An 18021-nucleotide genomic window follows, 5' to 3' on the forward strand; every position below is an offset into this window, starting at 1 on the left:
CCGTCATCCTCAACACAACTCCGTCATCCTGAACACAACTCCGTCATCCTGAACACATCTCCGTCATCCTGAACACATCTCCGTCATCCTGCACTTGTTTCAGGATCTGTACTTCGAACCAAATAACAGATACTGAAATGAATTCAGCATGACGAAACTCGTGCAAATAATTATAATTCGGTCTATTTCCCATCATAAGTTTAGCTGTTTTATTGCCCTATTCCAGAAAATAAAGTGCTTAATTATTCTTCAATTTTTGGGCTAGTTTGGTTGCTTGTTTACACACTAAAGCATAAATAGAAAGCTGTGGATTAGTACCAATTGACGTAGGAAACACAGAGCCATCAAATACCCATAAATTGTCTAAATAATGGTATTTGCAGTCACTGTCGACTACGCATAATGCTTTGTTTTCACCCATAGCGAGTCCGCCCATAACGTGAGCACTTCCTACCAAGTTATTACTCACTTGATGCTCGAGTTGCTCAAAACCGACTTTAAAAGACTCAAAACTATCAAACCATTGGCCATGTTCGTGTGCTGGGCGTACTTTTTTTGCCCCCGCTGCAAACTGTATTTCAGCCATTGATAAGTAAGCGCGCTTTATGCCGTCAAATAAATAATCATTCATTGGATAATCTACAATCGGGCTACCATCATCAGAAAGGGTAATACTTGCTCCTTCGCTGTCCTCATCAAACCCATCACGCAACAACGCTAACATAGCGTGGGTATTGTTGAGCTTAGCCATATCATTTACATGGTTTTTACCGTGCCCCATTAACATGATTGATGACATAGCGGGATGTAATGGCGGCACTTCTAGTTTATAACTTAATGGCCCAGTAGCACCGTGTTGCCATTGAAAATGATCACTATAAATGCTTTGTGGCGCACCATAAAAGGGAGAGATTTCTTTATCAAATTGAGCAAAAGAAAAAACCGTTGGATGTAAAAAGGTTCTTTTACCAATACGGTTATTTGGATCAGGCGCATTAGAACGTAACATCAAGGCAGGACCATTAATAGCGCCGCCCGCGAGAATAATATAAGGGGCTTTCGCTATAATTTTTTTCGTCGTTTTTTGCTTATTATCATCAAGGGCAATACATTCTACACCCGTTATTTTTTTATCGGTGATAAGTAAGCGTTCCACTCGGGCTTGATAGAGCAAGGTAGCTCCGTGTTCAAGCGCATCAGGAATCGTTGTCACTAACATCGACTGTTTAGCGTTAGTTGGGCAGCCCATACCGCAATAACCTAGATTCCAACAGCCTTTGACATTGCGTGGAATAACTTTCCATGGAATATTGAGTTTTTCACAGCCCTCTTTTAATACCGCATTATTTTCATTAGCGCCTTGCCATGGCGCTATGCTTAAGCGTTTTTCCATTTGTGCGAACCATGGCACCATATCACGGGTGCTACAGCCTTTTACCTGGAAGGTTTTCTGCCAGTAATCAAGCGTTAATGGCGGTGTTCTAAAACTAGAGGTCCAATTGACAACCGTTGTTCCACCGACACAGCGACCTTGTAAAATACCAATGCCGCCATCTTTAGTGGCTCGTCCGGCACTTTCTTGATATAAATCAGCATACGCTTGTTGTTCATCCATTTTGAAATCACGAGTCGATTTTAATGGCCCCTCTTCTATCATCAAAACGTTTAAACCTGCTTGGGCTAATATTTCAGCGCTAGTACCACCACCAGCACCTGTACCAATGATTATAACGTCAGCAGTTATATGGTCTGTTTCAAGTTGATTAGCGTTTATAGTACGCTTAACGAGTGCTTTATTAGCAGCGTATGGATCACTAATACCACGAATTTCGGAGACTATTTTCACATTTTATTCCTGCGGTGGCACTATTTTAGGAGGGCCTGGATAACCCGCTTGTAAAAAATTTTCTGGTTGGATATACCAGCTCATCGTGATCAACTTACTTAAAGCCGCGTAACCGCTACGTTTTAATGAAAACATGCTTGTTTTCCAGCCTTGTAGAAAACTCTCGAGTTGCTCAGTTGATGCTAAAGCCCAATCACTAATAGGTGCGCCAGCGAGGTAACGCAATGTAAAAGAGGATAATAAATCAAACAGTTGTCGTAATTGCTTTTGGGAATGCTCATCTAAAGCGGCAATTTGTTTGTCAATAGCGGTTAATAACCGATGTTCGGCTTCTTTTTCTAATAAACCTGGGTAGTTAGCTGTTAACATGACCGGTGCAAGCACTAACAAGAATTCAGCATCAGCCACGTTAAGAAAATCAAAATCAGGTAAATCGTCCTCACTCAGTCTTGCTAGCGCAAAAGTAGATAAACTACTGCCAACGAACAAGACAGCACTGCCAAGCAAACTGACTTTAAAGAATTTCCTTCGACTTATATCCACAACGCCACCAAATTATAAAAGGTCACACCAACTGGTATTACCTGTTAATTATGATGAAAAGATAAAGGATAATAGCAACAAAGTCTAGAAGCTTATCTAGACGGACCTATTTTGATGCTTACGATTACCGGCTATGCCAATGATACGGTCTGACCTATCATCACAGTTTCATTTGCCTCAACGACATGTATGTTGGTATTTACCGCTTCTAAACACACAAATGCATTTTCAGCCCCGACATGAAGATCTTTCATTTTGTTGGCCAGTTCAGCGCCAGGATTCCATAAAACCCACTGCTGACAATTGGTTGACGAAACTTTAATGGTTCTTTGCCATTGCTTATCTTCGATTAAGCATGGTTGGTTAGTGTAATAAATACGATCGACTTCCCCACAGCAATTTTCTAAAGCAGCTAGCTGCTGTTCTTTACCCGTAACTTTGTCATCAAAGGGAAATTCAGCTAACGGCGCTATCTTGATATTTTCTGGCGTACTAACAGCAAAGTAACTGTGTAATGCCGCTGAGTACTCAAACGCCTTCGACGATAAGTTACTGATAAAGAGTCGTTGTTCAAATTGTTTAGAAAAAATTAACTGCTGTTTTAATTGATATTGATGAGGCCATAGCGGATGATCATTTAGCCCAGACAAGAACAAGGTCACGGTAACACTGTTTTTTTCAATGGTCACTTCATCAAACTGCCAATTCCGCTGACGAGCAAAGCCATGATTCCCTGCGGTTTCACCACTGGGCGCCTGATATGGACCAAACCAAGGCCAGCATAAAGGAATACCTCCACGAATGGCTGTTCCTTGCTCAAATATCGCATTTTCGCTTAACCAAAACACTGGTTGTTCATTAACTGGCTGCCACGCCAGCACTTGTCCACCATATAAACTTATTTTAGCGGTACCAGTATCATGGGTTATTTCCAACATGCTAATTTGTTTGGTAAGCGAGACTTGTTTAATTTGACCAAATTCATTTTCAGCAATAATAGATGTCATACAACCCCAAAGGTTTTCTATAAAGAAGTAAATGAATCATTATAGCGATAATACAAATAAGCGTCATCCTCAATACTACGCCGTCATCCTGAATACTACTCCGTCATCCTGAATACTACGCCGTCATCCTGAATACTACGCCGTCATCCTGAACTTGTTTCAGGATCTGTACTGACAATAACAAAGAGCAGATACTGAAATAAATTCAGCATGACGGCAAGATAAATATATTAAGCATAACGGCAAGAGAGTATGAAAATGCGAATCATAAATAAACACTCTCCGTCAACCTGAATACTACGCCGTCATCCTGAACTTGTTTCAGGATCTGTACTGACAATAACAAAGAGCAGATACTGAAATAAATTCAGCATGACGACAAGAGAAAGATATTCAGCATGACGGCAAGAGAAATATATTAGGCATGACGACACGGGAGTATGAAAATGCGAATCATAAATAAACACTCTCCGTCAACCTGAATACTACTCCGTCATCCTGAACTTGTTTCAGGATCTGTACTGACAATAACAAAGAGCAGATACTGAAATAAATTCAGCATGACGACAAGAGAAAGATATTCAGCATGACGACACGGGAAATAAATTCAGCATGACGAAAAAAACTAAGTAGCTAAATCCCTTTAGGAAAATTCAGCATCACAGCAAAAATGCTAAACAACAAAGCGCAAAAAAAAAGCATTAAACAAATGTTCGTTTAATGCTTTTCGCTATCGAATAACAAACTGCCAATAAAAGTTACTTCGTGTAACCTCTTGGCATATCACTTTCAGTGGTATAGCGTTTACGCAGTTTGTCTTGACGACTCTGCGTTGAGATTTCTTTACCGTCAATCCACATTTTATCAACTTTCGTACTAAGCTCAAAAGGGTCAGCACTCCATAAAACTAAGTCAGCTTTTTTACCAACGGCAATACGACCCGCATTAATATTAAAAGCATCGGCAACATTGGCAGTAACAGCGGCAAGTGCTTGGTCTTTAGTTAAACCATTAGCAATTGCATTACCCGCTTCGAAACGCAGCTGATATAAGTTATGTGCGTCGTTTATGGCTAAAGCGACATTGATACCTGCTTGGGTTAATTTCGCCGTATTGTCTAACGATGAATGCAGCGAATCAAAACTACTCGGTAAATTATCTAAAGCGCCAAATATAACCGGTACTTTCGCTGCAGCTAATTGCTCAGTAATTAATATCGCATCAGCACCGCCAGCAATCACTAAATCAAGATTAAATTCAGCTTTTAATTTCAGTAATTCGAGTAAGTCTGTGGCGCGGTCAGCATAAGCTACAAGCGGTTTATCACCGGTTAGTAAGGCATTGATAATTTTTGCATCACGCTTTAGTTCTTTCGGTTCTTTTTGCTTGTCGTCAGCTTTTTTGTCTTTTTTCGCTGTTTTAGCGTCTTCAGCAGCTTTGGTTAAGGATTTTTTGGCGTCTTCAAGCGTGTAACGCAATTTTTGTAAGTTTAGAGCGCGTGAACCGCTACTTTTCGCTCCTAAATCTATGATAACGGCATTTTCTTTAAGGTAAACACTGTCAAATTCGCCTGAGAGGTCAGTTACAAAGGTTTGCCCTTTGAACATACTATCACCACCGCTAGGCACTGAAACGTTACTGGTGATACCACCTTTGCGTGTATAAGGCACAACCGTTGAACGTGGATTAAAAGCGATTGAAGCATCAAAAGTAATGTCTGCTTTTTTATCACTAGCATCACGGGTTCTTGATACCGCATTTACCTCAACCAAACCTAATGAATTCATAGCACCAATTAAACCCGGTGTCAATATTTTACCCATCGCATCGAAGGTTACATCAGCATCAATTTTTTCAGGATTAATCGCAATAATTTTTCCGTCATCAATAACAACTGTGGCATTTGTTAAAACGCCCTGTTCAGTAACCGTATGGATAGTGGCATTGGTTATTGCTAAACTTTCTGCGTTAGCATGGCTTATTGCCGCTAAAGCAAGTGCAACTAACGAGGCTTTAAATAGCTTAATTTTTTTCATGATTACTGCCCTCCCTTTTTAGGTAAAGCCGGAACTTCAGCTTGCCCTAACATAAAGTCACTTGTTGCTTGATATTTATCATCAAAGCGGTCATACACTTTTGCACCATCAACAAAGACTTGTTCAGCTTGTGCATAAACACTAAAAGGGCTTTGATTCCAAAGCACCACATCCGCATTTTTCCCAACTTCTAAACTACCCGTTTTATCATCAATGCCTAAAGATTTAGCCGCATTTAAGGTGATCCAACGGATCGCTTCTGCTGGTTTTAAGGCAAAACCATTTTCGTTAGCACGGTACATGACTTTACCTGCTTCTTGGTTTAAACGCTGAATAGTACTGTTTGAGTCTGAGTGAACAATCGCACAAGAGTTTTTAACCGCGTTAACAACCGCAACGTTTTCGTGGATCATGTCGTAAGCTTCCATTTTGAAACCCCACCAATCAGGCCACATGGCTGCACAATTTCCATTCTCAGCTAATAAGTCAGCAATTTTGTAACCTTCAATCGCATGGTGAAAAGTCCCTGACGGGTAATTAAACTCTTTACCTAGATCAATCATCATCGCCATTTCTTCAGCTTTGTAACAATGATTATGAATTAAAATTTCACCGTCGAGCACACCACGCAGAGTATCAAGCTCTAGGTCACGTGCTGGCGCTAATGGATTTTTCCCCGCTTCGTAGTCACGGTCGTATTTTTCCCAGGCATGTTTATACTCAGTCGCTTCTGCCCAAGCCATGCGGTAACCTGCCATGTTACCCATACGAGTTGAGGGTAATATTTTACGGCTACCGTAAACACGCTTAGGGTTTTCACCACAAGCCATTTTTAAACCATAAGGCGCTTGTGGAAATTTCATGCCTTGCATCGTGTGGCTTGATACATTACGAAGCGTTACACCACGGCCACCAAATAAATTAGCAGAGCCAGGTAAAATTTGCATTGTAGTAACACCGCCAGCGCGGGCAGCATTAAAACCCGGGTCTTGTGGCCAAATACTATGTTCAGACCAAACTTCAGAGGTATTGGGCGAACTCATTTCATTACCGTCTGAGTGTGACTCAGCCGATGGGCTTGGATAAACCCCTAAGTGCGAATGCACATCAATAACACCGGGCGTAACCCATTTATCTGTTCCATCAATTTCAACAGCACCCGCAGCAGACAAGTTTTTGCCCACTTGAGATATTTTTCCATCTGTCATTAACACATCAGCATTATCAATGCGCTCACCATTACCAATTAATACTGTAGTATTTTTGATTAATGTTGTTTGCTTAGGTAATGGTTGGTAAGTACTCGGATAAGGGTTTTTATTAATAGACACTTTTGGGTCTTGCTGCTCAGACTCTAAACAGCCAGATAACGCGAGTGATACGCTAAGCGCCAACAACGTAGGCGTGATGCTTTGCTTGATATGCATTTAATGCTTCCTGTGCGGATTATTATTTTGGGTTTTGATGGATAACAATAAAATGATTTGAACAATACAGCAAGTGAACCTTAGCCAATTACGTTAAATGGTTACACATTTACGGTGAATGGAAAGTAATTAAGCTAAGTGGGTATTATTCGTGGGGCTGAAACGTCATGCTGAACTTGTTTCAGTATCTGGTCCCTACTCACTCCCGTGTCGTCATACTGAATTCATTTCAGTATCTGGTTTTTTCACTCCCGTGTCGTCATGCTGAATTCATTTCAGTATCTGGTCTTTATTCATTCCCGTGTCGTCATGCTGAACTTGTTTCAGTATCTGGTCTTTGTTCACTCCCGTGCCGTCATGCTGAATTTATTTCAGTATCTGGTTTTTGTAGAGCAAGTAAAGATCCTGAAACGAGTTCAGGATGACGGAGTAGTATTCAGGATGACGGAGAGTGGCTTGTTTATTATTCGCATTTATTCATTCCCGTGTCGTCATGCTGAACTTGTTTCAGTATCTCGTCCCTACTCACTCCCGTGTCGTCATGCTGAATTTATTTCAGTATCTGGTTTTTGTAGAGCAAGTAAAGATCCTGAAACAAGTTCAGGATGACGGAAAGTGGCTTGTTCACGATTCGCATTTGCTCACTCCCGTGTCGTCATGCTGAATTTATTTCAGTATCTCGTCTTTGTAGAGTAAGTACAGATCCTGAAACAAGTTCAGGATGACGTGTTTTTTCAGGATTACAGAGTATTTTCAAGACTAAAGAGTCTGTTGAGAATGATAGTATTAAAGCTCAAAGTCACCGAAATCAAGGTCAGTTGACGTATCTTGTTTGGCTTTTGATTGAGGGTCAAGTAATGAAGGCTGTAAAACTTCAGCGCTAGTTTGCATCACTTTGACTTTCGGTTTGGTATTTTTACGTTTTTTACGTTGCAAGCAGCGCTTAACGACTTTTTGCTTATTGTCAGACGTTAAGCTTATCCACGTTTGGCGTTCTTCACGCGTACGGTAGCAGCCAAGACAATTGCCTTTTTCATCAGACTGACACACACCCACACAAGGGCTGGGAACATCAAAAAACTCTAATTGCATAAAAACCTTCGGCCAAACATAAAAAGCCTATACATAATGTATAGGCTTGTATCATATTAGTCTAGTTTATCAGTAGCAATATGATAGTCAGGGTCTTCAATCACATTGATTTCAACTAAACTGCCCGCTTTGGTGAGCAACTTGGTACATTCACTACTTAAATGTCTTAAATGCATGGTTTTACCACGCGACAAATAACGGTCAGCTAAGGTATCAATCGCTTCAATAGCTGAATGGTCAACAACGCGTGAATTTTTAAATTCAACGATAATGTCGATACTTGCTTCGTCCATATCAAACTGCTCTAAAAAGTTTGAAACCGATCCAAAAAATAACGGTCCCTTAACATCATAAACGGTTGAACCATGCTCGTTAGTTGAACGATGCACAGTAACGTGTTTTGCATGTTCCCAAGCAAACACGAGCGCTGAGACAATCACACCCACAACAACAGCGATAGCAAGGTCAGAATAAACAGTAACACCCGAGACAAGAATAATAACAAAAGCATCCGCTTTAGGTACTTTGCCTAAAATACGAAAACTCGACCATTCAAAAGTGCCAATAACCACAATAAACATAACACCGACCAAGGCCGCCAACGGAATTTGTTCGATGAGACCTGAAGCAAATAAAATAAAGCCAAGTAATGCTAATGCCGCGGTAATACCTGATGCTCTACCTCGACCACCCGAGTTCACGTTGATCATTGACTGACCAATCATTGCACAACCACCCATCGCACCAAAAAAACCACAAGCGGTATTCGCTGCACCTTGTGCAATACATTCTTTATTGCCACGGCCACGAGTACCCGTTAATTCATCAATAAGGGTTAAGGTTAATAATGATTCAATTAAACCAATCGCCGCTAGCACGAGTGCAAAAGGAAATATTATTTTTAACATTTCTAAATCAAAAGGAACACTTGGAATACTAAATGTGGGTAAACCACCCGCAATAGAAGCAACATCACCCACTAATTTTGTATCAAGACCAACACCTAACACCAACAAAGTAACAACCACAATAGCCACTAAGGTTGATGGTACCGCTTTTGTTAATTTAGGAAAAAAATGAATAATGGCCATGGTTAAAATAATTAACCCTGCCATTGTATAAAGAGGGGTGCCTTGCAACCATTCTAATTCACCCGCTTCATTAGTGAATTTAAATTGCCCTAGCTGAGCGAGAAATATAACGATAGCTAAACCGTTAACAAAGCCGAGCATAACGGGGTGAGGCACTAAACGAATAAATTTACCCAACCTAAATATACCCGCGAGTATTTGTAACAAGCCGGTCAACACTACGGTCGCAAATAAGTATTCAACGCCATGAAGAGCAACTAAACTGACCATCACAACGGCCATTGCGCCAGTTGCACCAGAAATCATGCCTGGACGACCACCAAAAATAGAGGTAATTAAACCCACCATAAAAGCCGCATATAAACCGACTAATGGGTCGACACCGGCAACAAAAGCAAAAGCAACTGCTTCAGGCACTAGCGCTAAGGCGACGGTTAACCCTGAAAGAACATCATTCTTCAGGTTGGAAACTTTACTGGCATGTAATTCGAACATTGCACTCTCATTTTGTAAATAGTGGGGTGTAACCTAACGATGTCCTAATAATAGGAAAATTCAACGAGAAGCGTTAATTGACTTATTTGAGGGAATATCAAGGTAAAAGCGCGAGAATACTAATGATTTGCAGTTAAAAAGTCAATAACTAGCCAGTTTTCTGACTCGTTATTGACCTTATTTTAAGGCGACTTAATTGCTTGCGGTATTAAAACGTTTGATTAAGTTTTGACTTGAAGCTGACAGCATTGACATTTCGCCACCTTTGATTGCTGACAAAATACGGTTGCCTAATTGTTTACCGAGTTCAACACCCCATTGGTCAAAAGAATTTACCTGCCAAATAACCCCTTGCACAAAAATTTTATGCTCATAAAGTGCAAGCAATGCCCCTAAGTTTTCGGGGGTCATTGCTTCAAGTAATAACGTGTTACTGGGGGTATTACCTTTCATGGTTTTATGTGGCGCAAGTGTAGAAATTTCACTAGGTGTTAAGCCAGCAGCGTTAAGTTCATCGTTAACTTCAGTTAACGTTTTACCGCGCATTAACGCTTCACTTTGCGCAAAACAATTAGCCACTAAGACTTGATGATGCTCAGGTAAATGGCTCGCGCCTTTTAAACAGACAATAAAATCGGTAGGAATAATATCATCACTTTGATGCATTAATTGCATAAAAGCATGCTGACCATTCGTCCCCTCTTGACCAAAAACAGTAGGGGCGGTTTGCCATGCTAACTTCTCGCCAGCATTAGACACTGACTTACCATTACTTTCCATATCAGTTTGTTGAAGATAACCGGGTAAAGCCCGCAAAGAATGGTCGTAAGGTAATATAGCAAGGCTTGAATATTGCAAAGCATTACGATTCCAAATACCAAGCAGTGCCATTAACACCGGCATATTCTGCTCAAAGGGAGCATTTTGAAAATGCTGGTCCATGTTATAAGCGCCCTGCTTAAGCTTATTGAAATTTTCATTACCAATCACTAAAGCTAGCGGTAAACCAACGGCAGACCAAAGCGAAAAACGGCCACCCACCCAATCCCACATGGGTAGAATGTTTTTTTCTAAAACACCAAACTCAGTCGCTTTAACGATATTGGTGCTAACTGCAAACCATTGCTTTTCAATAATGTCAGAACAGGTTGAATGCTTAAGCATCCAGTTTTTAACCGCTAATGCGTTAAGCAACGTTTCTTGGGTGGTAAAGGTTTTAGAAATAACAACCACCAAGGTGGTATTAACATTCAGCTTAGCGAGTTTCTCTTCAACGGCAGCGCCGTCAACATTGGCAATAACATGGGCATTCAAGCCAGTGGTATGAAAAGTACTTAATGCAGAAAGCGCCACTTTAATACCGTAATAAGAGCCACCAATACCAATAGCGATAATGTCAGTGTACTTTTCACCAGAAGCTGAAAGTAACACTCCCGAGCTAATATCATTAACGATATCAGCCATGTGCTGCTCAGTTGCAATAACGTCGTCAGCTTGTGCTCCTAATATCGCTTGTTTTTTTTCGTTAGGGGCACGAAGAACGGTATGAAGCACGGCGCGCTGCTCAGTGTTATTAATTATATCACCTGAGAACTGCGCGTTTATTTTTTCAGCTAAACCTGATTCTTTTGCTAATTCAAAAAGCTGATTAAGTTCTGTTGCGTTAATGTTTTGTTTAGAGAAGTCGAGGTATAGACCGGCATTGCTGGTTGAGTAATGCTCAGCACGGCTTTCATCAGTAGAGAATAATGAAATAATTGCCCGAGACTTAGCCGCTTTTGAAAGCGCTGATAAAGAAGATATATCCATATGTATACTTTTCTTATAGTAAATTTAAAATAAGTGAAAGATCGTCATGCTGATACCAACACCGTTATTCTGTGGGATAAACGTCATCCTGATACCATCACCGACGCCCTGAACTCTACTCCGTCATCCTGAACTTGTTTCAGGATCTGTACTTATAACAACGAACACCAGATACTGAAATAAATTCAGCATGACGACAAAAGTGCAAACGAATTACCGTCACCCTGTGGGATAACCGTAATCCTGACACAAACACCGTCATGCGAGATAACCGTCATCCTGAACTTGTTTCAGGATCTATACTTGCAACAACAAAAACCAGATACTGAAATAAATTCAGCATGACGACAAAAGTACTAAACGATCACAGACTCTCTGATACCAACACCATCATCCTGTTGGATAACAGTCATCCTGAACTCTACTCCGTCATCCTGAACTTGTTTCAGGATCTGTACTTGCAACAACCATCACCGTCATCCTGAACTTGTTTCAGGAACTGTACTTATAACAACAAAGACCAGATACTGAAATAAATTCAGCATGACGACAAAAGTGCAAAAGTGCAAAAGAACAAAAAATAGTTGTTACTTCATCAACTCAGTTAAATAAGCTCTGAAATCATCAGCCAATTCTGGGTGACGTAAACCGTATTCAACATTCGCTTTCATGTAACCGAGTTTAGAACCACAGTCATGTGATTTACCTGTCATATGAAAAGCTTCAACCGTTTCTTTTTCCATTAACATGGCAATAGCATCAGTTAACTGAATTTCATCACCCGCACCAGGAGGCGTTAATGTCAACAAATCCCAAATTTTCTCAGACAATACATAACGGCCAACAACAGCTAAGTTTGATGGCGCGTCTTCCATCGCTGGTTTTTCAACAATAGCCGTCATAGTTTTTGATTCACCGGGGGCAAGTTCAACACCACCACAATCAACCACACCATAACTACTTACTTGCTCCATAGGCACAGGTTCAACCATAATCTGGCTGTAGCCACCCACTTCATCATAACGCGTTAACATCGCCGCCAAATTTTCAGTTGTCAAATCTGCTGTAGCATCATCTAAAATAACATCTGGAAGTACCACAACAAAAGGTTCGTTACCAATAATAGGACGGGCCTTCAATACAGCATGACCTAAGCCCTTCGCTTCACCTTGACGAACATGCAGTATGGTAACGTCTTTCGGGCAAATCGCTTGAATTTCATCAAGCAACTGACGTTTAACACGATTCTCTAAAGTAGTTTCTAACTCGAAAGATTTATCAAAATGATTTTCAATGGCGTTTTTTGAAGAATGCGTAACTAAAACAATTTCTTTAATACCCGCAGCAACACATTCATTAACAATGTATTGGATCATCGGCTTGTCTACAATTGGCAACATCTCTTTGGGAATAGCTTTAGTTGCTGGTAACATACGAGTACCTAGGCCTGCTACAGGTATTACTGCTTTTGTTATTTTGTTTTGCATTTTTATCCTTAAAGTATTAGTAATAACTTATTGTAAAGAGTCTTTAATTTATTGTCACTACTATTAAATAAGAAAGTAATCGTTCGACACAAAATAAAAAGCGATATCAGTTGATATCGCTTTTATAGTTATCTGATACTTCTTTATTTGTATTGAGCAGCTATCCAGTTTTGATAAGAGCCATCCATTACCGACTGCCACCATTGTTCATTATTCAAATACCAAGCAACTGTTTTAGCAATACCTGTTTCGAACGATTCTTTAGGCTGATAACCTAATTCATTATTAGTTTTAGTAGCGTCTATGGCATAACGTCTGTCGTGACCCGGTCGATCAGTAACATAAGTAATTAACGATGCGGTATTACTTTCTATTGCCGCTCTTGCTTGTGGAAAGCGCTCAGCAAGCTCAACGTTTTTAGCGAACTCTTGCTCAACTAGAACAGAAATAGCTTTTACAATATCAATATTCGCCCATTCATTATTACCGCCAATATTATAGTTCTCGCCTATGCGGCCATTTTGTAAAACTAAATCGATGCCATAAGCATGGTCTTCTACATACAACCAATCTCTAATTTGCTGTCCATCGCCATAAATAGGTAAGTCTTTATTATGCAAAATATTAGTGATCACTAAAGGAATAAGTTTTTCAGGAAAATGATACGGCCCATAGTTATTAGAACAATTACTGGTCGTAACATTTAAACCATAAGTATGATGATAAGCACGCACTAAATGGTCACTCGCTGCTTTACTCGCAGAATATGGAGAATTAGGTGCATAAGCAGTGTCTTCAGTAAAAGCTGGATCGGTTGCTGATAACGTACCGTAAACTTCATCGGTTGAAACATGATGGAAACGATGCCCATCAAATACAGTGTCACCATCTAACCATACTTTCTTAGCCGCTTTTAATAGACTATAGGTTCCCATGATATTGGTTTCGATAAAGGCATCAGGGCCAGTAATAGAACGGTCAACATGAGACTCAGCGGCAAAATGGACTAAAGTATCAATACTATTCTCAACTAACAGTGATTCAACTAAGGCTTGATCACAAATATTGCCATGTACAAAAGTATAATTTGGATTACTTTCAACAGACACTAAATTAGCCATGTTACCCGCATAGGTTAACGCATCAAGTACAACGACTTTATCTTCAGGGTACTTCTCAAGCCAATAGTGAACAAAGTTGGCGCCAATAAAACCAGCTCCGCCGGTAACTAATAATGTTTTCATATTTTAACTCTTTAATATTTTTTACTTAATGTAAGGTTTTAAAATTATTAACTTTCGTGCCGTTGCATATAACTCAGGAATGTTTGTTAAAAGATAGTCATCCTGAATTCATTTCAGGATCTCGTTGCTAAGATACTGAAACACAGTTTTATTGTTCCAGACTAAAGCTCAGTACCTACATCCATGTAGGCAAGTTCAGCATGACGAGAAAATCATCTTTTTTGTGAGCTCCTGAATGAACTTAATAGACACGTTAACTTTTAATGTTATTGATGGCTAAGAGCTAGCCTGCTAATTCACGCATCATATTCTCTAATTGTTTGCGCCAATGCACTAATTCACAACATGGCAGCGCATTAACAAAGCTACTTTTATCAAGCACACTGTAATGCGGTCGTTTTGCTGGTGTAGGATAATCTGCCGTGGTAATGGCATTAATGGGAATTTCTTTCTCTAACATGCCAAGGCTCAACGCTATTTCTTGAATGGCCACAGCAAAATCATACCAGCTTGCTACACCGTTATCTGTGTAATGATGAATACCCGTTACGTAATGCTTTGCCGCTTCAACACAAGCAATAGCTAAACCTTTAGCATAAGTAGGCGAGCCAATTTGGTCGCTAATTACACTTAATTCTGGCTTAGTACTCATGAGCTTCAACATGGTTTTAACAAAGTTATTACCATGTGTTGAATAAACCCATGATGTTCTGAGTACACATGACTTTTGTGGATAAAGTTCAAAAATCAGTTTTTCACCCGCCGCTTTACTTGCACCATAAACACCTAATGGGCTTATAGCATCATCAGGTAAATAAGGAGATCCTTTATCACCCTGAAAAACAAAATCTGTGGATACATGAATAAAAGGTATGGCAAGTTTTTTACAAACACTCGCCAAGTTACCCACATATTCACAATTGAGTTTTAAGGCATTTTCTTGATCAGACTCTGCAGTATCTACAGCTGTATAGGCAGAGGCATTTATAACAGCATCAGGCGCTAATAATTTAATTTGCTCTGTTAACTTTACAGGGGAAGACAAATCAACATCATTACGACCTAAACAGAAAACAGCTAACTCAGCATCTTGTAATTGTTGTATTTCCCATGCTAGTTGCCCTGAACGACCTATAACTGCTACTTTCATTTTACATCCATTGGTTTAAAACCACTTGTTAAAGCTCTTTCATTAAAAAGAAGGCGCATGCTCAAACGACAAACCAACTTTATCTTTTGCTGATAGGTTAGGAATAACACCATCAACAAGCGGCCATTCAATAGCTAACGCAGGGTCGTCCCATAAAAGTGACACTTCATGTTCTGGTGCGTAATAATTGGTACATTTATATACAAACTCAGCCGACTCACTCATCACATAAAAACCGTGAGCAAAGCCTTCAGGCACCCATAATTGCTTTTTATTATCACCCGACAACACTACACCAACGTGTTTGCCAAAAGTCGGAGAAGACTTACGCATATCAACAGCAACATCATATACTTCACCAGAAGTAACACGTACAAGTTTACCCTGTGTTTGTGTTAACTGGTAATGTAAACCACGTAGAATACCGTGTGATGATTTACTATGGTTGTCTTGCACAAAAGTAACATCAGCGACATTGGCTTTAAACCAATCAACACGAAAGGTTTCTAAGAAAAACCCTCGTTCATCTCCAAATACTTTTGTTTCTATAATTTTTACATCTGGGATACTAGTATCAATAACTTGCACTATAAACTTCCTGAACCGTTATTCTGAATTTATTTCAGAATCTAGCTAAATTAAAAATTAAACCGTCATTCTGAAACACAAACCGTCATTCTGAATTTATTTCAGAATCTAGCAAAATAAGCAGAAGCCTAAAAAACTCGCTCATCAATTAACTTCAACAAATACTCACCATAACCACTCTTACGTAGCGGCTGAGCAATTTCACGTAGCTTGTCAGCACTTAACCAACCATTGCGAAAAGCAACTTCTTCCGGACAATTAACTTTAAGACCTTGTCGCTTATCAATAGTAGAAATGAACTGAGCAGCCGCTAACAAGTCATCATGAGTTCCTGTATCAAGCCAAGCGGTGCCACGCCCCATAATCTCAACTTTTAATTCACCAGCTTGTAAATATTGGTCAATTACATCGGTAATTTCTAATTCGCCGCGCGGAGAAGGTTTAACATTTTTAGCAAATTCAACCACGCGTTCATCAAAAAAGTACAAGCCAGGTACAGCATAATTAGATTTAGGTTCTACTGGTTTTTCTTCTATCGAAATAGCAGTGCCTGCATCATTGAATTCAACCACACCGTAAGAGCCAGGGTTTGATACATGATAACCAAATACCGTGCCACCAGAAGTTTGAGCATTGGCGTTTTGCAGCGATTTTGATAAATCATGACCATAAAACATATTATCGCCAAGTACGAGTGCAGTAGAACACCCCGCTAAAAACTCTTCAGCTAATATAAAGGCTTGTGCTAAACCATCAGGGCTAGGTTGCTCTTTGTATGATATAGAAATGCCAAAATTACTACCATCACCTAACAAATTCTCAAAGCGGTGAATTTCTTCGGGAGTAGAAATAACCAGTATTTCTTTGATTCCCGCTTGCATCAATGTGGCGAGCGGATAATAAACCATAGGTTTGTCATAAATAGGCATTAACTGCTTACTAACAACCTTAGTTAATGGGTAGAGACGAGTTCCACTGCCTCCCGCTAAAATAATTCCTTTACGCATTTTTTTCTCCTGTCAATTATATGTGCATTATCTCTTTAGTTTGAGCCACCATCAAGCACATATTGATTTTTACTATGTATTTAAGCATCATTAACCACTTTTAGAACAATTATAGCTAATATAAAAAATATTTTAAAAGACAACGTCATCGGTTTTAAAATTCAACAACTAATCACAATGAAGTATGAATTCATATAATTAAAGGATAACTCAACAACAAATATAATACTGTGGGATGCAAATTCTTAAAACGCCACTATATGTCATAGAGAACTTTTAACGCAAGTAAGGCGATGTTTAGTAAGTAAAAATCGAAAAACACTACTAACATGCCAGTAAAAATGCTTAGAGAAAATAGATCTGTTTTGATGTTCTGCAAGATGTTGCATTTTTATTTTTGGATAAAAAACAACTTGTTCTCCTATCAAGTGGCTACGATAACAAATATCAATATCTTCACAATACATAAAATAACCTTCGTCAAAACCCTTTAATCGCGAATAATGAGATACTTTAAAAGCAAGGAATGAGCCAGCAGCCCAATCTACCTTTGTTGGTTTTTTTATTAATTTTTTATTGATAATAGAGGTATTAACCATACCTAAAAATGACCTCACAAACTGAGAGTAACTAGGAAAATTTCGTATCGAATTATCTGATATTGAATAATAAGGGTCTTTAAATAAGTTCACACCAGCTAAATTCACACTATCATTTATCATTAATTCAATTAAGTTATCTATCGCAGTATCGTCTGAAATAACATCTGGATTGAAAACTAAAAAGTAATCCTCATCTTTCATTGATAAATACTTTTTACAGTATTTATAAACTACATTGTTATTGTGTCCAAAACCAATGCCATATAAGTCATCAATATAACTAATTTTATTGTCCTTTAAATACGAGACTAGCCCTTGCTCATTTTTGTTGATTTTTACTACTACAGTATATTTTTGAGCTAATTTACTTAAGCAAGCTAATCTTTGTATTAACTTACTGTGACCATGCGAAACAACCGCTATGAAAATAGACATTCAAATTTAACTCCTGAATTGCATCAAATATTAATCAAAATTTGATAACACACTATATTTAAATAAGTACGTGGATAATATTAATTTCACTTAAATAACCAAAATCACTGTATCTATACAATATTTTGATTCAGGGAAATTAATAAAATTAAGCCTCGCTAA

At 39.1% G+C, this 18021-nt stretch carries 16 protein-coding genes; 2 read left to right on the top strand and 14 right to left on the bottom strand.

All coding sequences use genetic code 11. The annotated features are described in order from the left end of the window. Positions 1-238 precede the first annotated feature (238 nt). From H4J52_RS10340 to H4J52_RS10360, 5 genes are all read right to left on the bottom strand, one after another. On the bottom strand, positions 239-1846 hold the full coding sequence (locus H4J52_RS10340) for a GMC family oxidoreductase (protein ID WP_310649983.1): 1608 nt from the start codon (positions 1844-1846) through the stop codon (positions 239-241). A 3-nt stretch (positions 1847-1849) separates the two neighbouring features. Then, positions 1850-2389, bottom strand: coding sequence for a hypothetical protein (locus H4J52_RS10345; RefSeq protein ID WP_182188799.1), 540 nt, complete (start codon positions 2387-2389; stop codon positions 1850-1852). A 131-nt stretch (positions 2390-2520) separates the two neighbouring features. Then, complete coding sequence (locus H4J52_RS10350; protein WP_182188800.1) at positions 2521-3396, bottom strand: D-hexose-6-phosphate mutarotase; 876 nt, start codon at positions 3394-3396, stop codon at positions 2521-2523. A 758-nt stretch (positions 3397-4154) separates the two neighbouring features. Continuing rightward, complete coding sequence (locus H4J52_RS10355) at positions 4155-5423, bottom strand: amidohydrolase family protein (RefSeq protein ID WP_182177633.1); 1269 nt, start codon at positions 5421-5423, stop codon at positions 4155-4157. Between the two features lie 11 nt (positions 5424-5434). After that, complete coding sequence (locus H4J52_RS10360) at positions 5435-6859, bottom strand: amidohydrolase (protein WP_182224615.1); 1425 nt, start codon at positions 6857-6859, stop codon at positions 5435-5437. 167 nt (positions 6860-7026) lie between these two features. On the opposite strand from H4J52_RS10360, the gene H4J52_RS10365 reads away from it, so the two are divergent. Beyond that, positions 7027-7284 (top strand): hypothetical protein, encoded by a 258-nt coding sequence (locus H4J52_RS10365; RefSeq protein ID WP_182224617.1) that lies wholly within the window; start codon positions 7027-7029, stop codon positions 7282-7284. Positions 7285-7300: 16 nt separating this feature from the next. Continuing rightward, positions 7301-7468 (top strand): hypothetical protein, encoded by a 168-nt coding sequence (locus H4J52_RS10370; protein ID WP_182224619.1) that lies wholly within the window; start codon positions 7301-7303, stop codon positions 7466-7468. A gap of 177 nt (positions 7469-7645) precedes the next feature. Here H4J52_RS10370 and H4J52_RS10375 read toward each other — a convergent pair whose 3' ends face one another. The 9 genes from H4J52_RS10375 to H4J52_RS10415 all read right to left on the bottom strand — a co-directional run bounded on the left by H4J52_RS10375 (position 7646) and on the right by H4J52_RS10415 (position 17859). Next, a complete protein-coding gene (locus H4J52_RS10375; RefSeq protein ID WP_182224621.1) occupies positions 7646-7951 on the bottom strand; it encodes a DUF1289 domain-containing protein in 306 nt (101 codons plus the stop codon). A gap of 56 nt (positions 7952-8007) precedes the next feature. Next, complete coding sequence (locus H4J52_RS10380) at positions 8008-9537, bottom strand: SulP family inorganic anion transporter (protein WP_182176881.1); 1530 nt, start codon at positions 9535-9537, stop codon at positions 8008-8010. A 192-nt stretch (positions 9538-9729) separates the two neighbouring features. Further along, positions 9730-11346: a glucose-6-phosphate isomerase gene (gene pgi / locus H4J52_RS10385; RefSeq protein WP_182224622.1), complete on the bottom strand. Its 1617-nt coding sequence runs from the start codon at positions 11344-11346 to the stop codon at positions 9730-9732. 587 nt (positions 11347-11933) lie between these two features. Then, on the bottom strand, positions 11934-12833 hold the full coding sequence (gene galU, locus H4J52_RS10390) for a UTP--glucose-1-phosphate uridylyltransferase GalU (protein WP_182224624.1): 900 nt from the start codon (positions 12831-12833) through the stop codon (positions 11934-11936). Positions 12834-12976: 143 nt separating this feature from the next. Beyond that, the gene (gene rfbB / locus H4J52_RS10395) at positions 12977-14077 is read right to left on the bottom strand and encodes a dTDP-glucose 4,6-dehydratase (RefSeq protein WP_182224626.1); all 1101 of its coding nucleotides are present in this window, start codon (positions 14075-14077) and stop codon (positions 12977-12979) included. A gap of 283 nt (positions 14078-14360) precedes the next feature. Beyond that, complete coding sequence (rfbD, locus tag H4J52_RS10400) at positions 14361-15227, bottom strand: dTDP-4-dehydrorhamnose reductase (protein ID WP_182224628.1); 867 nt, start codon at positions 15225-15227, stop codon at positions 14361-14363. Between the two features lie 42 nt (positions 15228-15269). Then, complete coding sequence (rfbC, locus tag H4J52_RS10405) at positions 15270-15815, bottom strand: dTDP-4-dehydrorhamnose 3,5-epimerase (protein ID WP_182224629.1); 546 nt, start codon at positions 15813-15815, stop codon at positions 15270-15272. 128 nt (positions 15816-15943) lie between these two features. Beyond that, positions 15944-16822, bottom strand: a complete 879-nt coding sequence (gene rfbA, locus H4J52_RS10410; RefSeq protein WP_182224631.1) for a glucose-1-phosphate thymidylyltransferase RfbA — start codon at positions 16820-16822, stop codon at positions 15944-15946. Between the two features lie 263 nt (positions 16823-17085). Then, on the bottom strand, positions 17086-17859 hold the full coding sequence (locus tag H4J52_RS10415; RefSeq protein ID WP_182224633.1) for a glycosyltransferase family 2 protein: 774 nt from the start codon (positions 17857-17859) through the stop codon (positions 17086-17088). Positions 17860-18021 lie beyond the last annotated feature (162 nt).

Origin of the sequence: Colwellia sp. MB02u-14, assembly GCF_014076915.1 — a bacterium.
Lineage (GTDB): Bacteria > Pseudomonadota > Gammaproteobacteria > Enterobacterales > Alteromonadaceae > Colwellia_A.